Here is a 19,130-nt window from a genome sequence, read left to right as displayed (position 1 = left end):
TTCAAATTCGGGAAAAAATCGCTAGATTCGAAGCATTTTTACAATACAATACCTATATTCACACCGTAATACATTATTGCGATCAAATTAACGGCGTGTAATACATTTGTATTACATCGTTTCGAAAGAAAATAGTGCAAATCCTCATGCAGTGTACAGATCAACGAATTTCATGCTATGATAGATACTCCATCAGCATCTCCGTTGGTCTGCACAACCACGGGGATTTTTTAAATGCGGATTTTAAACCGTACTGTACGAAATTTGAACGACATTCGACGTATTTACGTGACTTTGTACGGATTTGCGCATTTTCCCTCAGAATGGTATATTAAAGATAGGATTTCCTATCATATGTCACGTGGATATATGATACAAAATTTGGACTACTTGATCCGATTACTGGATACAATAAAAAGAGACTACGATCCTGCCAGATCGTAGCCCCTTTAACAAAAGAGCCGGTGGGCAACCACGGCGAGCATATTCACTCTAAAGCGAAAAGCCACCGATCAGGAGACCAACCTAATCTCGGTGGTTTTTTCGCTTGTTGTACGCCGCTTGAATCGCTTGATACAAAGCATACACGCCAGCTGCGATGCTGACGGTCTTCTCAACCGCATCAGGACACCTAACAAGAATGTCACGGCTATCACCTCCCTTGCGAAAGGCTTCGCCGCGACCCCACCGAACTCACTTGTCTATTCTATAGTACCATCTACTAGCCTAAAAATCGTCATTAACAGTCCAAAAATCGTTGAAAATTTCTCCAAACAATAAAAAGAGCTACGATCTAACAGATCGTAACCCACAATTGGAGCCAAACCAAGGCTTAATATTCTACTAAACGCAGCCTGGAATTGATGTAGTAGTCCATTCCTTTGTTGTATTAACTGTTGTTGTCGTTACCTTAACAAGTCCTATGTTTCCAACTGATATCCACGAATCTACTTTAACTTTAGCTTTCAGTTCAACTTTTTTGCCGTCATCAATAACTTTAGCTCCAACATCTTTACTAGCTATTGTGAAAGATGTTAATAAATTATCATCGTTATCTATTACTGAAACGGTCGCATTATTTGCAGCAGTAAATTTGTTCCACGAGTAATTTGCACTTACTTCATAAGATAATTCAAACGATCCACCAAGATTAGTTGTATAATATAACATTTGTAATCCAGTACAAAAATCAGACGAAGCTAGAGGAGCTATTGCATTAGGGTTTTCTGTTGATGTAACTTCTTTAGGAAGTTGTTTTAATTGATTAAGGGCTTGTTCCAATTCCCCGACAGTAACAGTAACGGAATCATCTGAAAAAGCATCAGCTTCAGCTTTTTTTAGATCTCTAGGATCTAATCCTAGATATTCAATAACTTGGTTTACATTCTCTTCAGTTACAATTGTGTCCGTTGATAGTGCTCCACTTGCGCTCGCCAGTCCACCAACCGGTAAAAATAGAGCGATAGATAGACATAAAGCGATACATAAACTAATAGATTTTCTTACCATTGGACTACCATCCTCCTTTTTTTACCACACTATCACAATATGCACATATTTTCTAGTATATTTTTACAAATTGTAAATAGACGTAATTCTGGCTGACCTATTAATACGAAAGTGTAAATTTCACTTGAAGTGGATGTTATGTGTATAATCATAAAATAGACGCTCGGAATTAAGTGGTAGTTCCGAGCATGGATGAGGGGAATCAGAGGCAGCAACGTCAATGAAATGGCCTAAATGAAAGCTGTTTACAAAAATGTGTATGCCAAAGAACCCTAATGAAGGGTGTTTTAAAAAAATCGCTATGTAATCCAAATGCATCATGCTGTAACTTCATTCAACCAATCCAGTACGGACATTTGCTGTTGATGCTTCTTTGCTTCTTCCCGCCATGCGTCGGCATGCTGGCACATGGCGATCAAGTACACGCGAATGTTCCAGTGGCGGGAACTGCGCCCGCGTGAAGCTTCCAGTTTGTAGTCGACTTTTTGGCGCTTGATGCAACGTTCGACCCCGGTTCGGAGCGCATAACGCTTTCTCCACTCCTTGCTGTCGCGGCGGATGCGCGGAAATAATCGCGGGTTATCCGCAGTGGATGTGTAGAATGTCCTTCTGTACTCGGAAGGCGAACACGGAGTCGGGCATTCCCATTTACCGACTTTGGCGGGACAGCGCCACTTGATGGCTGCCGGCCCGGACACTTGCCCCAGCAGACCATTTTGCGTCCGATCGGGCAGACGGGCACGCCGTCGGCGCCAATTTTCATCTCATTGTATACCGTATGCCCGGAACGCCTGAGATTCAGGTCGATGATACTGCTAACATCATCGTGTTCCAGCATGGTATAGATCGGGAGGATGTCGTGGGCGGAATCCAAGATCGCCTCTCCCACTTTCCAATCCCGGTACCAATGACGCAGTTCCCGGTAGCCGCACGGAGTCATGCTGGCTGGCGCGGAACAGTCGCGCGTACACAGGCAGATTGTACGGACTGTCCGCTGCCGTGAACATGTAGAGCGTACGGCCGTAGTAATATTTCTCACGATAGCTGTCCCAGCCCCAATCGGCATCGGGATCCGAAAACTGCCGTTTGCAAGAGCATTTCCAATTGCCCGACTTTCGGCAATCGCAAAGGAACTTGCCATAGGAACGCGCTCCGGTTTCAACCGGGGAACCGTCGCCGATGACGCGAAAGGCGTTCATATCGCCAAGCAAACCTTTTGCGGCAGAAGGCAGGAGAAACATGTGTTGGAACAGCTGCTGCAACAGGTCGTGTTCCTTGGGGGAGTAGTGAATCTTCCCCTGGCGCAGGGCGCGGGAGACGAGTTTCTCTGTAATTTTTGGATTTTTCGGTTCTTGCTTTTCGTTCTTTTTGCCTTTCTTTCGGGGCTTCTTCAAACGGCGTTTGATGCGTCCGGTTTTATGCGGGGTGAATGCCCGCCAAAGCCGCGCAAAGAAGTCGTAGAAGGTCCCGACCCCCGGCGTCTTGCCAGGCTGAAAGCCGCAGAGAATGGCATAGACGGGCGTCGTGCGCAGCGCAACGACTCCGTCATCCACGCTCAGCCCGAGCTTGGTAATAAGGAGCAAGCAGCGGAGCATGTCGGCGGGATCATGAGGCTTGCGGCCTCTGGGATTGGCGGAGTAAGCCGAACGCATCAAGGAAGCGGTGGCGGACAGATAAATCGCCGTAATCCAAAAGAGTAAGTCGCTGTAGAAGTGCTCCAAAAACAGCAGGGCTTCCGGTGCATCATACTCCTTTCTCAGTTGTTCGCCTACAAAGGCCAAGTAGTCCTGATGAGAGCGAGAAACAAGCTTCATAACGATCACCCAATGCTCAAGAGATAGGCAAAAAAATGCCTTCTCAGCGATTATTGGGGCGATCCGGAAAAGTCAAGAGGAAAGTTTGTTCGCACTCCCGTTCTGGGGGTGAAACAATAAAAGACCCTGGCCGAAGGCCAGAGCCGATGCGGAATTATAAATTCCGAGAGGCTTAATAAATGAAAAGGAGGTGCTGTATCTAAATGGAATTTATAGAAATAGGACTAAAACTATTTGTGTTTATAATAGGTATTTCACTATTCTTTGCTCTGGTAGGTTTTCTAGTCAAAAAATATCTAAGTGACTTCTTTGATAAAATGTTTTCTTTAATTAAAAATATTTTCAGAAAAAGGGACTGACCATATTGTGGGAATTACGACGGTATTCGTATCGGGACTATTTCACAAAATTCGGGATTTTGTGAAATAGTCCAGCCCCTCGATCGCCGTATTCGGGCAAATTCAGCCGTGAGCGGCGATTTTGCTTCCGTGGAACATCACAAAATAACGGGCGAATCGCAACATTTACGATCTCCCGTTATCTTTGATTTTCTTCGATTTTCTGCATGTATTTTTCTGTAAATTGATTAATATCAAATTGGTAATGATAAATTAGCCCATGATCAAATTGATCCGGATCTATTTGCCTCGGCGATAGGTCGTGAAGCTCATATTTCCACTTCAAAAAAGACTTAGGTATCTGCTTGTCGATCCATCTTGCAACATCATCGATAAATATTTCTCGATCGGGGACCTGGGCGATTTCAACTAACCAGTTAGGATGTTGGCCATTATAGAAATCATAAGCAAGTTCCTCTCTGTTTAGCTTGTTTAATGTTTCTTCATCTTTGTAATTTCATTGAGACTGATGCCGAAATAAGACCGCAGCGCTTCCTCATACTCCGCCTCCGTCTGTGGAATAAAGGTGCTCACCTGATCGGAGGCATAGATACGAAATTCCCGTCCGGCAACCGTACTGCGCCCCTCGCGGGTACGGATCGCCACCATCGCATCCTGAATAAAAATCGAGTCCGGCGCATTCTCGCACCAATACGTGGCCATAATGAAATCTTTGGCAAGCTGTGGCTCCTCCGTAAAGGAATAAAGCTGACACCATTCGCCGCGTTTGAGCTCGCACAGCATCCAGCCATATTGGGGATCGCGAACCAAGCGGTAGCATTCTTCGCCCTGGTGGTGCTTCAGTCCTTCGGTCATTTGAATCGGCCGGCGCGGCACAATGCCGCCCACTCCGACATCACATAGGTAAAAAGCCCCTCCCGCTTCCACTTTCAGCACATGATGACGGCGTTTCGGCGGCGGATTCGGTTCATCGCGCCAAAAGCGGGACATAAGGTCGGTCACCGGATAGCCAAGCTCTCGCAGCAGCCAGCCAAATAGGGCATTAAGCTCAAAGCAGTAGCCTCCGCGGCGGCGAACGACAATTTTATCGAATAGATCGGGAATATGTAACGACAGCGGAACACGGCGCAAAATATCGAGATTTTCGTACGGAACCGCATGCAAATGGCACTCCTGCAAGTCAGCCAACGCGGCAGAGCTGACGTCCACCGCTCCTTCATATCCGATCCGCTCTAAATAGGCTCGCACTTCTGGTTTCATTTTATTGCGGCACTCGTTCATAATATCTTATCGACTCCTTCCCTGCTCATCAGGACGGTTGCCTCGAATGATGAAATAGATTGGGTAATAATACCACCATCATATCAACATCCCCATGTTCCTACAAGACAGCGCGCTTGTGCCGAAGTCCCCATTTCTCCTTACGCTCGCCCCGCTGCCGCTGCATCATTTTGATGCACTTCCGCTTGCAGTGGAACCGTTTTCACCCCGTTTAAAAATAATCAAAAATAGCTATAGCATAAGCGGTTAAACTTTAGTATAATCTGTGTTGAAATAACTGGATTACGACCCAACTATTATGAACAGCTTCTTTTTCGCAGCACTATCCCATCCAACAATCTCGCTAATTATCCGCAATTGACATGCGTTTTTTTCAGAAATGGTTATTCTTCACTTGCCGCACTCACTGCAAACGCTTACTTAATTACACCAAGTTGCTTATCGTTATTGTTATTGTCTCCCGCCTTAGAACGGCCAAGTGTTATGCAACACGAACATAAACGCTTTAATTTTATGAAGGAGGTGATGCAGCAGAGTATTCATAGAGAACAGTCACCCTGTTTCTTGTGTTTCTTAATCCACCCAAAACAAGGAGGTAAATGAAATGACTGATTCACGCGTTTGGAACCACATGTTATCCAAAGTATCGCCATTATTCGTCGCTTTTGCCGCTATGCTGCTCGGTATAGCCTGTACGCTCGCGTTCGCAGACACCGCATCAGCACATGGATATATCGAATCGCCTGCCAGCCGCGCTCTTCAATGCAAGCAAGGGCTGAACACGAACTGCGGTCAAGTGCAATATGAACCGCAAAGCGTAGAAGGGCCGGGCTCGTTCCCATTGGGCGGCCCTGCTGACGGACACATCGCCGGCGGCGGCGTATTCCCGGAGCTTGACGCGCAAACTGCGACGCGTTGGAACAAAGTCACCTTGAATGGCGGCACCAACACATTCAAATGGCATTTGACCGCGCCGCACGCTACGAGAGAATGGAAATATTACATTACAAAAAAAGATTGGAATCCGAATCAGCCGCTCGCCCGCGCCAATCTGGAGCTGTTCTGTTCCTTCAATGATGGCGGCGCAAAACCGTCGAATAAGGTCACGCATCAATGCAGCGTGCCTACCGACCGCAGCGGCTACCATGTTATTCTTGGCGTCTGGGAGATCGCCGATACTGTCAATGCCTTCTACCAAGTCATCGACGTTAACTTGGTTAACGACGGCTCCGGCGGACAATTGCCGACAGTACCGGTAAATGTCGCATCCCCATCTCACACGACGACAAGCGTCACACTCAATTGGACCGCCTCTTCTTCACCGAACGGGATTAAGGAATATGAAGTGTACCGCAACGGGCAACTCGTCGGCAAGGCAACCGGAACCTCCTATACCGATTCTGGGCTAACCGCGAATACGTCATATACGTATACCGTCCTCGCCGTGGACACAAGCGGGAACAAGTCGGCCCCATCCGCTGGGCTGACGGTCAAGACGTCGAACGATAGCAGTGTCTATCCAGCCTGGGAAGCTGGCAAAGTGTATGTCACCGGCAACCGGGTGACGCACAAGGGCGTCTCCTATGAAGCGCGCTGGTGGACACAGGGCGAAGAGCCAGGCAAGTCTGACGTATGGCTCGCCGTAAATTAACGCCAACGTATATATCCATAACGATTAAGACTAACGATGGGCTTCCGTCGTTAGTCTTTTTTCATGTGCAGCGGATGAGAAATGCGGTCATGCATGAGAGTTGAAACAAGCGCGGGCAGCAACGAATTAGGACGCGCTGATGCCGCTCTTTTGTGGTCAGGGGACAACCGAACAAGGTAAAGCGGTCATTGCCATGATTTACTGGGATTTGGTTACATATTCCACTTAAATTGCATCTTTTATCTTCCGATTACTCTATTTAGCTCCCTTTATTTCTATATAAACTATTATGATCTATAAAGGGAATCTGCCAAACTCATAGGAGAAAGGATGATTCAAATGAACTAACCAAATTTCAGACAAAAATAACGAGGGGAGAAATATGAACACATGAGCAGGAGATCAAGTAAAATCGCCGCAGCTGTCCTCACGATTTTTCTGCTGCTGTTTCACGCAGGATTCGCGCATGCAAGGGACCGGCAAGCAGGAACGGAACAAAAAGTAATTGTCATGTATAAAAATGAAGCGGGCAAGTCCGCCATAATTAAGGAAAGCGTAAATATCAACCATGCGTTCGATTTGATTCCAGCCATATCCGCTACGGTTACAAGCGCGAACATTAAAGCGTTGGCATCCGATCCCAACATTTCGTATATAGAGCGAAATGCCCCCATTCAACTCGCTGAAGATGATGTTGCATCTGCAAGCGTAACAACGCCTATTCCACAGGAGCTGTTCAAATGGAACTTCCAAGCTGTCCAACCTACAAAAATGTGGGATAGAGGATATAAGGGAGCAGGCGTCAAAGTTGCCGTAATCGACTCTGGTATTGCCGCACATGACGAATTAACGATTGCAGGCGGTATTTCGACCGTAAGCTATACGTCCTCTTACGACGATGATAATGGTCATGGAACCCATGTTGCAGGCATTATCGCCTCCAAGCATAACGGCAGGGGGATAGCAGGAATCGCGCCAGACATCGAACTATATGCCGTAAAATCAGTAAAACAAGACGGTAAAGGAAGCCTTTCCGATGTTATGAAGGGAATTGAATGGTCCATTCAAAACAAGATGGACATTATCAACCTGTCGTTTGAAATCGACAAGGATGTTCAGCTTTTTCGCGATCTGCTTGAGCAGGCTTATGCCCAAGGAATCATTATTGTTGCTGCGGCAGGAAACACAGGTACAACCCCCGTGCAATATCCGGCAAAATACGATAGCGTAATTGCAGTCGGGTCTATCGACGAAAACAATATTCAATCCGCCTCTTCATCCAGAGGATCAGAGCTTGAGTTTGCGGCTCCAGGCGATGACATCCTTTCAACATATCTCAATAATCGCTACGGGATTACTTCCGGAACGTCACAGGCCGCCCCTCACGTTACAGGCATGCTGGCTCTGCTGAAGCAGGAGTATCCTTTCATGACAAACGTTCAATTGCGTGAAGAATTGAAGAAGCATGCCATTGATCTGGGGGCGCCGGGCCGGGATGATGATTACGGATATGGTTTGGCTACGTTTGCGCACATCGGCGAAGTCCCGCCAGCAGAAGTCACCAACTTGCAAGTGACGGGTAACACGGAAACTACACTATCTCTCTCATGGACGAATCCGCTTCATGCAAAATACGACAAAGTGCATCTCTACATGAATGGGGAGTTCGTTCATTCCGTTACCGGAACTGTATACGAAGTAAGGGGACTTGCTCCTTCTACCACCTATAACTTCCGGTTAACAACCGTTGATGCTTCAGGAACAGAATCCTTCGGTCAATTCATTGCCGGAACGACGAGTGATAGTATATCTTCCAAGACGCCAGTGGATATTACAGCTCCTGCAACCGGCCCAAACGTGCCACAAGCGCCAGTTACAACGGCACCTGTACCGCTTCCCTACAAAGAAGCTATGCCGATGAACCGCACAACTCCTCCATCGGGTGGCAGTTCCCCTGCTGCTGCTGGCGGTGATTCCGTTGCCTCGCAGCCAAAAAAAATACAGTCGCATGCAGGAACCACCAAGACTGAGCAAGCGGAAAAGGAGCCAACCATTGCTGACTTCATGGAAGCCAAGTTTGCGTTTAAAGCTCTATTCAATAAGGAAAAACGCAAGGAATACCAAGAGAAATTGGAGACAATCAAGCAGAAGCTGGGCGTGAAAGATATTCCGGCAAAAAGTCAGGTTCATCCACACACTCCGATCAGTGTCAGTCTTCAAGTTGCCATGAAGAGCCCGAACTACAAATATATCGATCCGTCATCCATTAAACCGGGCGAAAATGTCTTTGTTGTAAATGGAAAAGGCGAAGTGGTGAAAGATATCAACATCTATGTCCTGTGGAATCGCATTTTCGTCACGCCAGGAAGCGGAACGTTTCCTTCGCAAGAAACATTCACCCTTGTCATAGACAAGACGGTACAAGGCAAACCAAGCTTAAATTCGAATGTTGCCTACGACTTGAAAAATCCTCTGACTTTAGAGTTTACCACTCGATAAAATCTAAAGAGAGCTGATGCGATCCAGCTCTCTTGTAAGGAATTCATGAATATTTTATGCACCAGGACAGGAGATTTCACCATGAAAACGACAGCATTCTCTAAGGCAGCCGCTGCAGCACTTATTATATCTCTTATTGGAGCTGCTGCTCCTCAAGCCCTTCATGCAGCAGGCGCCGTCTCATTTGCCGATGGCACGCAAGGGGCATGGTATGAAGCTGCAGTACAATGGGGGTTATCGCAAGGCGTAGTCACCGGTTATGCGGATGGCTCATTCAAACCCAACAAAACGGTTACGGAAGCTGAATTCCTTGCCATGCTGCTCCGCACTTTCGAGCCAAACCTGACAACCGGACAAAATCAGATTTGGTCAGATGCTTACTATGAAAAAGCAAAAGAAATGAATTATCCTGTAAAAAGCTATGCCGATGTTGAGCCGAGAAACAAGACGATTCTCCGCCAACAAGTGGCTGAGTTGCTTGCTGCTGCCGAAGGCGTTAACTTCAAGGGTGATGATGCCATTCATTATACGCTTGCATTCGGCCTTGCAAACGGCAGTGATCCGAATCAAATGTCGCTCACAAGCTTCAATGGCGATAAAGAATTGACTCGTGCAGAAGCATTGCAGTTCGTGAAGAACCTATATGAATACGGGATTGGCGGATTGCTGGAAAGACCGCAAGAGCCGACTAATCCGGCCAGTCTTCCTGCGATTTAAGCAATAAGAAAAAAAACTGAGGTTGTTTGCCTCCTGGTCATACCCCTGTCAAGTAGACAGATGAAAAAAGCTATGCAGCCAGCGCGTGCCGATACTCAATTGGCGCGCGCTGTTTGAGTTTGGCTTGAAAGCGCTGATAATTATAAAAGTAGATATACTCTTCTACAGCTTGAAGAATCTCAGCTTCTGACGTACACTGGTGAAGATACAACTTCTCTGTTTTGAGATGCGAAAAGAAGGATTCGATGCAGGCGTTATCCAGGCAGGTTGCTTTGCGAGAGTGGCTGCCTTTGACGCTGAATGCTTCCAATCGTGAGTTGTAGGCCTGAGACGTGTACTGGAAGCCCTGATCCGAATGGAGCACGGCTTCCGAAACGTCTCTTTTTCGTGTCCACTGCTCAATCGTATCCAGCACCAGCTTTACGTCGTTTCGCTCGGATAATTGCCAAGCCACAATTTCATTGTTGAACAGATCTTGTATCGCCGACAGGTAATAAAAGCGTGTGCCGTCGGAGATATACGTAATATCGGTGACTAGCTTCTGCTGCGGACCTACAGCATGGAATTGACGCTTCAATCGGTTAGGATACACGACGGAAGGCGTAGAACTAGAACGCTTTCGTTTCTTGCGAATGACGGACTGGATAGATAATTCCTTCATAAGCCGCCATACTTTTTTATGGTTAATACGATAACCAGCCTCCCATAAAGCTGTCATCATACGAGGATATCCAAAATAGGGGTGCGCAAAGTGAATAGCCATCATGTGCTCCTTGATCTCGTGATCCCTTGTTTGTCTTTCGGCCCTTAATGACCGTGTCGCTCGCCACTTGTAATAACTAGCCCTAGGTACCCCCGCAATGGCTAACAAACGCGTAACATCATAGAGATCACGCAGCTCTTCAATCACTTGGTAGTTATCCTGCGAACGGAGCGTGCCTCCTTTACCAGATTTGGATACCGCTTTTTTAAGTAATCGACCTGTGCTTTCAAATAATCCCGTTCTTGTTCCACAGTGTCAAAGGCTGTACGCGGACGTCCCTTAAGAGGATTCGATACCCCTTTACGGATATCGAACGCTTCTCCATGCTGCCACTTCCTTACCCATACTTTTAATTGGGTACAGTTTCTGATTTCTAACTTTTCCGCTACCGTTTTATAGCTGGACTTCCCTTCTAAATACGCTTTGACTGCTGCTAGTTTGAATTCTTCGGTATACTGTTGAAACACTTGTCCCTTTCTAGCCATAGAAAAATCCCCTCCAAGTTCACTCTTGTTCCTCATGATAGCACAAGGTTTTTTTTGAGTGTCTACTTAAAGGGGATAATACCACTCCTCAGTTTTTTTCTTACCGGCGCATTCCGCAATGCAATGAGCCCTTGTCCCGCCCAAGTGGCCGCTTCAAAGGCTCATATTAATCCTTGTACGGATCGAACTCGTCAGCCCCGGCCATGCAGACGCCAATCGGCTTCAGCACGTGCAGCACTTCGATCGTGTTCTGATGGGCGTCCAGCACATCCTGCAGCTTGCGGTACACGAACGGGCTCTCGTCAGTGCCCGCTCCGCGCAGCTCGACGCCGAAGCTCCGAACGGCCGCGCGCATTTGCTCTGGCGCAATCTGTCCGCCCGTTCGGGTCCGCGTCTTCCAGTTCATTTTGCCGGCTGCTTGGGTGCGGCTCATGATGCGGCCCGCTCCATGCACGGTGCTATAATAGGAATCCCGGTTCTCGTCCGTATCCTTCCCGCGGATAATGACCGAGATGTCGCCCATGCTGCCGCCGATGAAGCCGAGCTGGCCTGGCGCCGACGGAGTGGCTCCTTTGCGCACGACAATCGTGCCGCGGCCGCCATGCTGCTCTTTCCACGCGTAGTTGTGATGGTTGTGCACTTCAAAATCAGCCTCCGCACCGAGGAGAGACAGCACCTGACGGATGACATAGTCCCGTCCCGCGTATGCGTAACGTCCTGCCAGCTTCATTGCCCGATAGTACATATCGCCAAGCTCGCTCTCCAGCTCAAGCAGCACCGGCGGCTGATCCATGCTTTCGCCGGGCGCCTTGCCCAGAAAGTCCCGCCCCGCAGCCAAATTCAAGAATCCGCTGGCCGTCTTGTGCCCGAAGCCGCGGCTCCCGAAGTGATTCCCGATCCATAGCGCGCCCGTTCCGTATTCCTCGAACAGATCGACATAGTGGTTGCCGCTGCCGACCGTTCCCAGCTGGCCGCGGGCCAGCGCCTTCAGCTTGTCATGCTCTTGACGCCCGATGGACATATAGACGTTCCAATCCGGGTCGTCGAACAGCTCGTGGTCCACCTTCTCATCGTTGTGCCGGCCAACGCCGAACGATATCTTCTTCGCTATCTCGTCCATGATGGCGCCGATGCGCGGCTTGATGTCGGCAGCGGACAAGTTCGTCCGCACCGCCTTGTTGCCGCATCCGATATCGTAGCCGACGCCGGAAGGGGAGATTTGGCCGTCATAGACGACGACGCCCCCAATCGGTTGGCTGTAGCCCTTATGATGGTCTGCCATTAAGAGCGCCTGCACGACGCGGCCGTTACGCGCGCACGTCTTCGCTTGGGCGACTGCGCTCTCCTCCGGCTTGCCCCATACCCGCACGCCTGCAATTGTTTCATATGCCATTTGCTTCACTCTCCTAACCTGTCTGCCGTGGCTATCCCTTCTGCTGCGCCCACACTTCCCGGAGCGCCGCCCGAAACAGCTCATCCAAAGCCCGATCCTGCCGTTGCCGCCCCTCCATAGATTTCAGGTTAACGGCCGCACGCCCATAATAATCGATGCGCTCTTCAATAAACTCATTAATGGATTGTATTCTCGATTCGCAGTCAAGTTCCTCCCCGGACATTTTCCGTGCCAGCAATTGATCCACTGCTTCCCGCAGATCGCTGCCATCCGGCAGCAGCTCGCGCACCAAAACGCCGAATTCCATCGGGGGCATTGCGTTGTGCTTTTCAATCCAGCCGCACGCCAATATCGGACGGAGCACGTAGAAATATTTCTTAATCTTCACCTGTTCCCCTTGCAAATACTCCCGGTAGTTTCCCTTCGCCATGTTGAGATAATGGTACATGCACGATCGGGGCGAAAAGGCGAGCGGAGACAGGCTGCGGATCTGTTCCGCGACCGAATGCGTTTCTTCATATTGTATCGGCGACTGCAGCCATTCCAGCAAGGGGGGATTGGACTTGCGGAACAGCCGCAGCGCTTTGAGCAAGTCCCAGCCGTTGATATCAAGCTGGTTGCTGATGGGCCGTTCGATGACGTCTCTGCGCTCGAAGATGGACAAGTACCAGTCCACCGGCCGGACATACAGGAAGCGGACATCGTAATCGCTATCCTGCGACGGGAACCCCCATGCCCGGCTGCCGGATTCGCAGGCGTATACGATGCATACGTCCTCCTGCCGTTCAATTTGCCGCAGCTCCTGCCATATCGTTTGCTTTATATCGGACATGGTCTTCCCTCCTTCTTATTGCCCTTATTCGCGGCCATCCGCCGACTCATCCCGGGCCTCTTCCACAGTTATTGATTCCACGCGCTCCACAAGCGTCTTATAACCTTGCATGGTCTGGGCAATGTACGTGAGCACGTTATCGCTCCATCCATAGATGTAGTGCGTTTTCGTGTCCTGCGGCGGCACCATCGCAGTCCGGTAAGGCGCAATGTCCACGATGAACGCCTTTACCTCTGGATTCACCTGCGCACGGTAGGCAGACAAGGCCTCATAGAACGGGCTGCCGCTGTTCTGCTGCTCATCCGTAATGATGATGAGCTGGTCGACCTTCTTCCCCTGCCGGAGAAGCTCCCGCACCGGCGCTCCGGTGTCGGTTCCCCCGCGGACTCGAATGCGCTCCGCCTGGCTCAGGATGCTGTCATGCCGTGACGGCTTGGCGTCCAGCACTTTCGTGTCGAACAGCCAGAATAGCGAGTTGCCCTGCGTTTTCTTGTATAGCGCCAGCGCTAACACCGACCCGATGCGCAAATATTCACCGCTCATCGAGCCTGAGATGTCCAGAAAAATCGCGGTTTGCTCGCCCAGCTCCGGCAAATTCCCGAATGTCAGCTCCACCGCCTCCCGCAGCGCGTCGCGCAGTACGGGATGGTCGACCTGCTCATACGCTAGAACGAAGCGGAACGGCAATATTTTAGCCTTGGCCAGCGCTTCGCGATCGGTCAGCCGCTGCACGGCATACTGCAAGTTCGCCTCGTTCTCGAACACGCCCGCACGGAGCAGCGCATTCAGGTGGCGCAGCAGCGCAAACGCAGGCATCTGGCACAGCAAAGCCTCCCATATCGCCTTCGTAGGCTTGATGGCTCCCGTCACGGTCGAATAGGGAAGCTTCCCCTGCGTAATCCAGCGGAGCTGCTTCTTCTCCGTGTTCGCGCGTTTCAGGTTCTCCAGCGCCTCCACCTGCGGCAGCAAGGCCAGATTCGCCTCGCGACCGCGCAAATACCGGAACAGCGCCTGCTGCTTCAGGTCGGCCGGCTTCGGATGAGCCGTAGCAATCGCATCGCCCAGGCTGTATCCGCGGCCGCGGCCATTGTACTTGAGCGCCCAATATTCCGAGACGCCCGCCAGGAATCGGTTCACCTGCCGCTTCACGGCGCGGCCGCCCTCACCGCGTCCCAGGCCCTGCAGGATAGTAAGGAAGTCGGACAGATCGGAAGGGATGAGGACTACCTTCAGAAATACCTTCGCAAACAGATCCGAGCGGTAACATGACAGCACGGCCAGCCCATACAGCGGCTGCAGGCGCATATAGCCTTCATTGCGCGCATAGACAAGCGCCTTCGCCATGAACTGCGGATTGCGCTCTGCCATCTCCATATGCATGAGACTGGCGTCTTCCAGAAGCTCGTTCCGATCCGCGTAAAATGTATTGCCCATTGTATTCGTCAAAAGCGTCTGCAAATATTGCTCCTCCGCAGAACGCGCATATGCTGGATAACCGTCGCAATTTCTCGTCGTCGGCTTCGCGGCCGAAAACAATTTCCGCGCAAAACTCATGATTGTTCAGCCTCCCGGTTCATAGAAATAAGCGGCGAGGAAAGGAGGGGAAGGTCGTGCAGGCTCGAACCTGCCTCAAAGCGCTGGATGCGAAGGAACCCTCCCCGGCGCCTCGCCGGATTCATTCATTTACATGCAAGTTTCATAACAGAAGCGAGGAAAAGAGTGAAAAGGCCACATGATGCTCCGGACGAACCGGTGAACACCGTCATTACTTTTCCCATAAAAGTCGAAGGATCCCTTTCAAGCGCCTCGCTTTGCGAGATTGTTTTTTTGAAGACGGTCCATGAGGAAGTTGGGCGGACAGGAACATAACTGCTCTACCACCTGAGCTATCCCGCCATACGTGGCGGGAGTTGGACTCGAACCAACGACCTGTCGCTTAAAAGGCGAAGTAACCCGTCCATGCGCCTCATGGAGCGCCGTGCCGCCTTCACTCGGGGTGCCCGGCAACACATCCTTATCTTCGCTCATTTTTGCAGGCGCGAACATGGCGGAAGTATTACGACATGAAAAAAAGTTTCCCATTTTCCCCATATGTCTCCCCTGCTAAAATGGAATATAGACCCCTCTGGGACCGGAAAGGAGGCTCCTCCCATGGCGAAAGAAAGCTTCGATAAAGAAATTCAATTTCTCCGCATGCTTGTGCTGACCAGCGGCGCTTACAGCCGGCAGCAATTTGCGCAGCGCTTGGGCATTTCGGTGCATACGTTCGACAAGACGATTCGGCGCCTGAAGGAAATCGTACATACAATCTCCCGGCAGCTCCCCCAAGATGAGGGCCGGGAGTTCGCAGACACGCTCCGTTTCAATTACTATGAATCGGCAGATCCGATGCTCCTGTTCTTGTTCCGGGCCAAATCGTTGAAGGAATCAGAAAGCTATCGCTTATCGGTCATCTTGGCGGCTTTGCAGGAGCAGGCGATGACCGCGATGGAGCTGATTGACGCTTGCAGCTGCCAGTTGCCTGAAGAGTACCCGCTTCCGGACGAGAAGACAATTCGTTCCGATCTGAAATATTTGGAGGACGTCGGCGTCATCCGTAAAATGAAAGGCGGCCGGCCTTACCGGTACTCGATGCATCATGACATCGTCAACGAGCTGACGGACGACGAATTGATCGACCTCTACGACTTCGTCGATGTCATGGCGAATACGCAGGTGCCTTCCGTTCAAGGCTATATCCTCAGAGATAATTTGAAGCAGGCGTTAAAGCGGAAGGAAATGGACGCCGGCACGGCGGAACTCTTTCTATACAAATATCATTATTACTCTCGCATTTTGGATGAGGCGCATCTGTATCCGCTGCTGCAGGCGATACGGGAGCGCCGCAAGCTGTCATTCCTCTATTTCTCGCCCAAGGCGCGGAAGAAGTACGCCTCACAGAACACGAATCCGCTCTTCCAGCGCGACACGCAAGGAAAGCAGGAAAGCGTGCTGCCATTGAAGGTGGTCTACGACCATCAATACGGCAGATGGTATTTGCTCGGCCACACCTCCCGGCTAGGGCTCATGAAATACCGGATGGAGGGGCTGACTCAAGTTCAAGCAGGCGAAGCCGTGCCCGAGGAACTGTTCAACCGCAAGCTGCAGGAGCTGGAGGAGCGGACGCGTCACAGCTGGCTTGTGGACACCGGCCATCCAATGACGGTGGTGGCGCGGTTCTATAACCCCGAAGGCGCGCGCGCGAATTTCATCAAGGAGCGCGTGCTGCTGCAGGGCCAGTGGGGGCGCGTCATCGAGGAGAATAACGATTCGTTCTTGTATGAAATCACGGTAAACGGGATTACGGAAATTAAACCATGGCTGCGCAGCTTCGGCTCCAGCTGCGAAGTGTTGAAGCCGCAGAAGCTCCGGCAGGAGCTGATCGACGAGTGGAAGGAGATTCAATCATACTATGGCGATGAACCTGTTCGAGAAGATTTTTAACTATCAGATTATGTCGCGGCTGGAGGAATCCGGCACGTTCGCCGTCACTTCACACGAACGGTCATGGTTAAAAGCGATGCTGGACCATCCTGCCGAAGCCGCAGCGTTCACGCCGGAGACGATGGCTAAGCTGGCGTCCGTGCTGCAATCCGAGGCGGACATTGATATTGCCGAGCATGTCGCCGAAAAGGCAGCCAGTGTCGAGCGCCAAGTGTACCACCCGCTCCTGCGCCCCTTGCGCCGAATTATCGCAGAGCGCCAGGGCATCCGCATTTCCTATCGGCTCAAGCACGGAGGCATGCAGCCGGCGCAATCCGGATTCCCTTATAAGCTGGAATATTCCATGGTCAAACGGGAGTGGTACCTGTTATGGCACCATCCACGCCGTCATATGTTCATGTCCACTAGACTGCGGAATATTACGGACGTGCGGGCAGAGCCCATTTCCGCTCCCAGAGCGGAGGAATTGCTCATTAAGATCGCCGCTATCCTTGATTCCCGCAAAGAGCACGCAGTCATCGAAGTGATGCGGATGTACAATCGGGAGCTGTCCCGCATTATGTACGCTTTCTCCTGCTTCGAGAAGGAAGTGGAATATTTGGATGACACGGATACATACCTGATCCGGCTTGCATTTATGGGAGACGAATGCGAATATATTTTGTCCAAAATCCGTTTTCTCGGCAAACGGGTGCGCATCATCGAAGGCGAAAAGCTGCAGCGGCGCATGCGTGAAAGTGCGGATAAGGCGCTCGCGCGATACCGGATCGGCGATGAGCTTGAAAGTCAGCAAAGTCAGCGCAAGGAGGAGCAGAGCGTGTAATTTGTACAGCTAGGAATAGTGAAGCCAATAACGAGGCTTTCTTCCGACATTAGGGAAGGAGCCTTTTTTCTATTCATTTTGCTTGCAACGACAGGCATTTGAAAGGGAGAGTGACACTCTGCAACAGCGTCAGAGGAGAAAAAGGAGGAATATTGCTGTATAATAGTTTAGGTCTAAAGTGTTCGGTCTGAGGAATTTGAGTTAGCAATGGATTCCCGTTAGAAAGACACTCCAACGGAATCGCACTACTAAAAAGGAATAGGGGGAGTGAAGCTCTAATGGAAACGTGGAAGAAAAATTTATGGATTCTATGGGTCGGCTCATTCATCGTATCCTCCAGCTTCTCGATGGTCATTCCGTTCCTGCCGCTGTTCCTGATCCAGATCGGCGTCAATGACCATGTCGAGCTGTGGTCCGGGATTTTGTTCAGCAGCGCCTTTCTGGCCGGGGCCATCGCATCGCCTTTCTGGGGCGCCATCGGCGACAAATACGGCCGCAAGCCGATGATTATCCGGGCAGGGCTGGCACTCTGCGTCATTTATGTTCTAACCGCATTCGTCACCAGTCCGTATCAGCTGCTCGCGCTGCGGCTGCTGCAGGGCCTGCTGTCCGGCTTCATTCCTGGATCCATAGCGCTTGTCGGCACGAATACTCCGGAGAAAAAGGTCGGCTACGCGCTGTCGATGATATCTACGGCTACCGCAACCGGCAGCATTATGGGACCGTTGCTGGGCGGCGTGTTGTCAAAAATTTTCGATAACCGGATCGCTTTCGGCAGCGCAGGGGTGCTCTGCTTCATTGCGACGCTGCTCATTATGTTCTGGGTCAAGGAGGAATCCTTCGTTCCCAGCAAGGACAGCGGCTCGATCGTCCATACGATCAGTCTCGCGGCTCATAACAAGCCGTTCATGATCGTGCTCATCCTGACACTCTGCACCCAATTCTCCGTCATGACGATTGAACCGGTGCTGCCGCTGTACATTGTCGAGCTCGGCATTACGGCGAAGGACGCCTCGCTGGCTGCAGGCTTCGTCTTTTCCCTTGTCGGGATTGCCGGCATTCTGTTCGCCCCCCGCTGGGGGAAACTGGCCGACCGGATCGGCTTTCACAAAATATTGTTAATCGGCCTGCTGGCCGGAGGCATTGGGACGCTGCTCCAAATTCCGTTCCACAACATATGGTGGTTCTCCATCATCCGGTTCATGTACGGCATCTTCTTCTGCGCCGTGTTCCCGGCGTTGAACGGTCTTGTCGTCCGCACGACGGAAAGCGAGTTCCGCGGCCGCGCCTTCAGCTTGAACCAGACCGCAAGCCAGCTCGGCGGCATGCTGGGACCGCTCGTGGGCGGCGCCATAAGCGGCGTGTTCTCGATTCACGCCGTCTTCTGGGTGACCGGTATCCTATTGCTCGCCACGATGAGCCTTGGATACTGGTCGCAGCGCCATGCGAAGCAGCAGCACGCTGCAGTCAACCGCGGCATGTAATGACGGTGTGGCTTAGAGGTGTATGCACGTGAAAAAC

General features: G+C 50.7%; 14 protein-coding genes and 1 tRNA gene. 6 read left to right on the top strand and 9 right to left on the bottom strand.

From position 1 onward, the window contains the following. Window positions 1-843: 843 nt before the first annotated feature. The 4 genes from JSQ80_RS15725 to JSQ80_RS15715 form a co-directional block, all read right to left on the bottom strand. A complete protein-coding gene (locus tag JSQ80_RS15725; RefSeq protein ID WP_206095962.1) occupies window positions 844-1,509 on the bottom strand; it encodes a hypothetical protein in 666 nt (221 codons plus the stop codon). A 317-nt stretch (window positions 1,510-1,826) separates the two neighbouring features. After that, a complete protein-coding gene (locus tag JSQ80_RS29145; protein ID WP_240463683.1) occupies window positions 1,827-2,207 on the bottom strand; it encodes a hypothetical protein in 381 nt (126 codons plus the stop codon). Window positions 2,208-2,330: 123 nt separating this feature from the next. Further along, on the bottom strand, window positions 2,331-3,323 hold the full coding sequence (locus JSQ80_RS15720; RefSeq protein WP_240463682.1) for a transposase: 993 nt from the start codon (window positions 3,321-3,323) through the stop codon (window positions 2,331-2,333). Between the two features lie 830 nt (window positions 3,324-4,153). Then, complete coding sequence (locus JSQ80_RS15715; RefSeq protein WP_206095961.1) at window positions 4,154-4,963, bottom strand: arylamine N-acetyltransferase family protein; 810 nt, start codon at window positions 4,961-4,963, stop codon at window positions 4,154-4,156. Between the two features lie 604 nt (window positions 4,964-5,567). Here JSQ80_RS15715 and JSQ80_RS15710 point away from each other — a divergent pair. From JSQ80_RS15710 to JSQ80_RS15700, 3 genes are all read left to right on the top strand, one after another. Beyond that, window positions 5,568-6,614 (top strand): lytic polysaccharide monooxygenase, encoded by a 1,047-nt coding sequence (locus JSQ80_RS15710; protein WP_206095960.1) that lies wholly within the window; start codon window positions 5,568-5,570, stop codon window positions 6,612-6,614. A gap of 510 nt (window positions 6,615-7,124) precedes the next feature. Further along, a complete protein-coding gene (locus JSQ80_RS15705) occupies window positions 7,125-9,113 on the top strand; it encodes a S8 family serine peptidase (RefSeq protein WP_206095959.1) in 1,989 nt (662 codons plus the stop codon). 81 nt (window positions 9,114-9,194) lie between these two features. Then, complete coding sequence (locus JSQ80_RS15700; protein WP_206095958.1) at window positions 9,195-9,830, top strand: S-layer homology domain-containing protein; 636 nt, start codon at window positions 9,195-9,197, stop codon at window positions 9,828-9,830. A gap of 70 nt (window positions 9,831-9,900) precedes the next feature. Here JSQ80_RS15700 and JSQ80_RS15695 read toward each other — a convergent pair. From JSQ80_RS15695 to JSQ80_RS15675, 5 genes are all read right to left on the bottom strand, one after another. Next, window positions 9,901-11,078, bottom strand: a protein-coding gene (locus JSQ80_RS15695) for an IS3 family transposase (RefSeq protein ID WP_206095731.1) whose coding sequence is annotated in 2 segments (ribosomal slippage) — window positions 9,901-10,790 and window positions 10,790-11,078 — 1,179 coding nt in all. Because the reading frame shifts where the segments join, the coding sequence is not laid out codon by codon here. A gap of 166 nt (window positions 11,079-11,244) precedes the next feature. Next, window positions 11,245-12,471, bottom strand: a complete 1,227-nt coding sequence (locus JSQ80_RS15690; RefSeq protein WP_206095957.1) for an RtcB family protein — start codon at window positions 12,469-12,471, stop codon at window positions 11,245-11,247. A gap of 31 nt (window positions 12,472-12,502) precedes the next feature. Beyond that, window positions 12,503-13,303 carry a nucleotidyltransferase domain-containing protein gene (locus JSQ80_RS15685; RefSeq protein WP_206095956.1) on the bottom strand — a complete coding sequence of 267 codons (801 nt, stop codon included), beginning with the start codon at window positions 13,301-13,303 and terminating at the stop codon, window positions 12,503-12,505. 24 nt (window positions 13,304-13,327) lie between these two features. Further along, complete coding sequence (locus JSQ80_RS15680) at window positions 13,328-14,857, bottom strand: TROVE domain-containing protein (protein WP_206095955.1); 1,530 nt, start codon at window positions 14,855-14,857, stop codon at window positions 13,328-13,330. A 347-nt stretch (window positions 14,858-15,204) separates the two neighbouring features. Further along, window positions 15,205-15,269 (bottom strand) — tRNA-OTHER (locus JSQ80_RS15675). A gap of 185 nt (window positions 15,270-15,454) precedes the next feature. Here JSQ80_RS15675 and JSQ80_RS15670 point away from each other — a divergent pair. The 3 genes from JSQ80_RS15670 (at window position 15,455) to JSQ80_RS15660 (ending at window position 19,093) form a co-directional block, all read left to right on the top strand. Further along, a complete protein-coding gene (locus JSQ80_RS15670) occupies window positions 15,455-16,786 on the top strand; it encodes a helix-turn-helix transcriptional regulator (protein WP_206095954.1) in 1,332 nt (443 codons plus the stop codon). Continuing rightward, a complete protein-coding gene (locus tag JSQ80_RS15665) occupies window positions 16,761-17,609 on the top strand; it encodes a WYL domain-containing protein (RefSeq protein WP_206097621.1) in 849 nt (282 codons plus the stop codon). The genes JSQ80_RS15670 and JSQ80_RS15665 overlap by 26 nt, the downstream gene beginning before the upstream one ends. Before the next feature lie 278 nt (window positions 17,610-17,887). Continuing rightward, on the top strand, window positions 17,888-19,093 hold the full coding sequence (locus tag JSQ80_RS15660; RefSeq protein ID WP_206095953.1) for an MFS transporter: 1,206 nt from the start codon (window positions 17,888-17,890) through the stop codon (window positions 19,091-19,093). Window positions 19,094-19,130: the final 37 nt, after the last annotated feature.

The organism is Paenibacillus apiarius (assembly GCF_017052585.1).
Lineage (GTDB): Bacteria > Bacillota > Bacilli > Paenibacillales > Paenibacillaceae > Paenibacillus_B > Paenibacillus_B apiarius.
The sequence above is the reverse complement of the archived record's forward strand: the minus strand, read 5'-3'. Positions and strand labels throughout refer to the sequence as shown.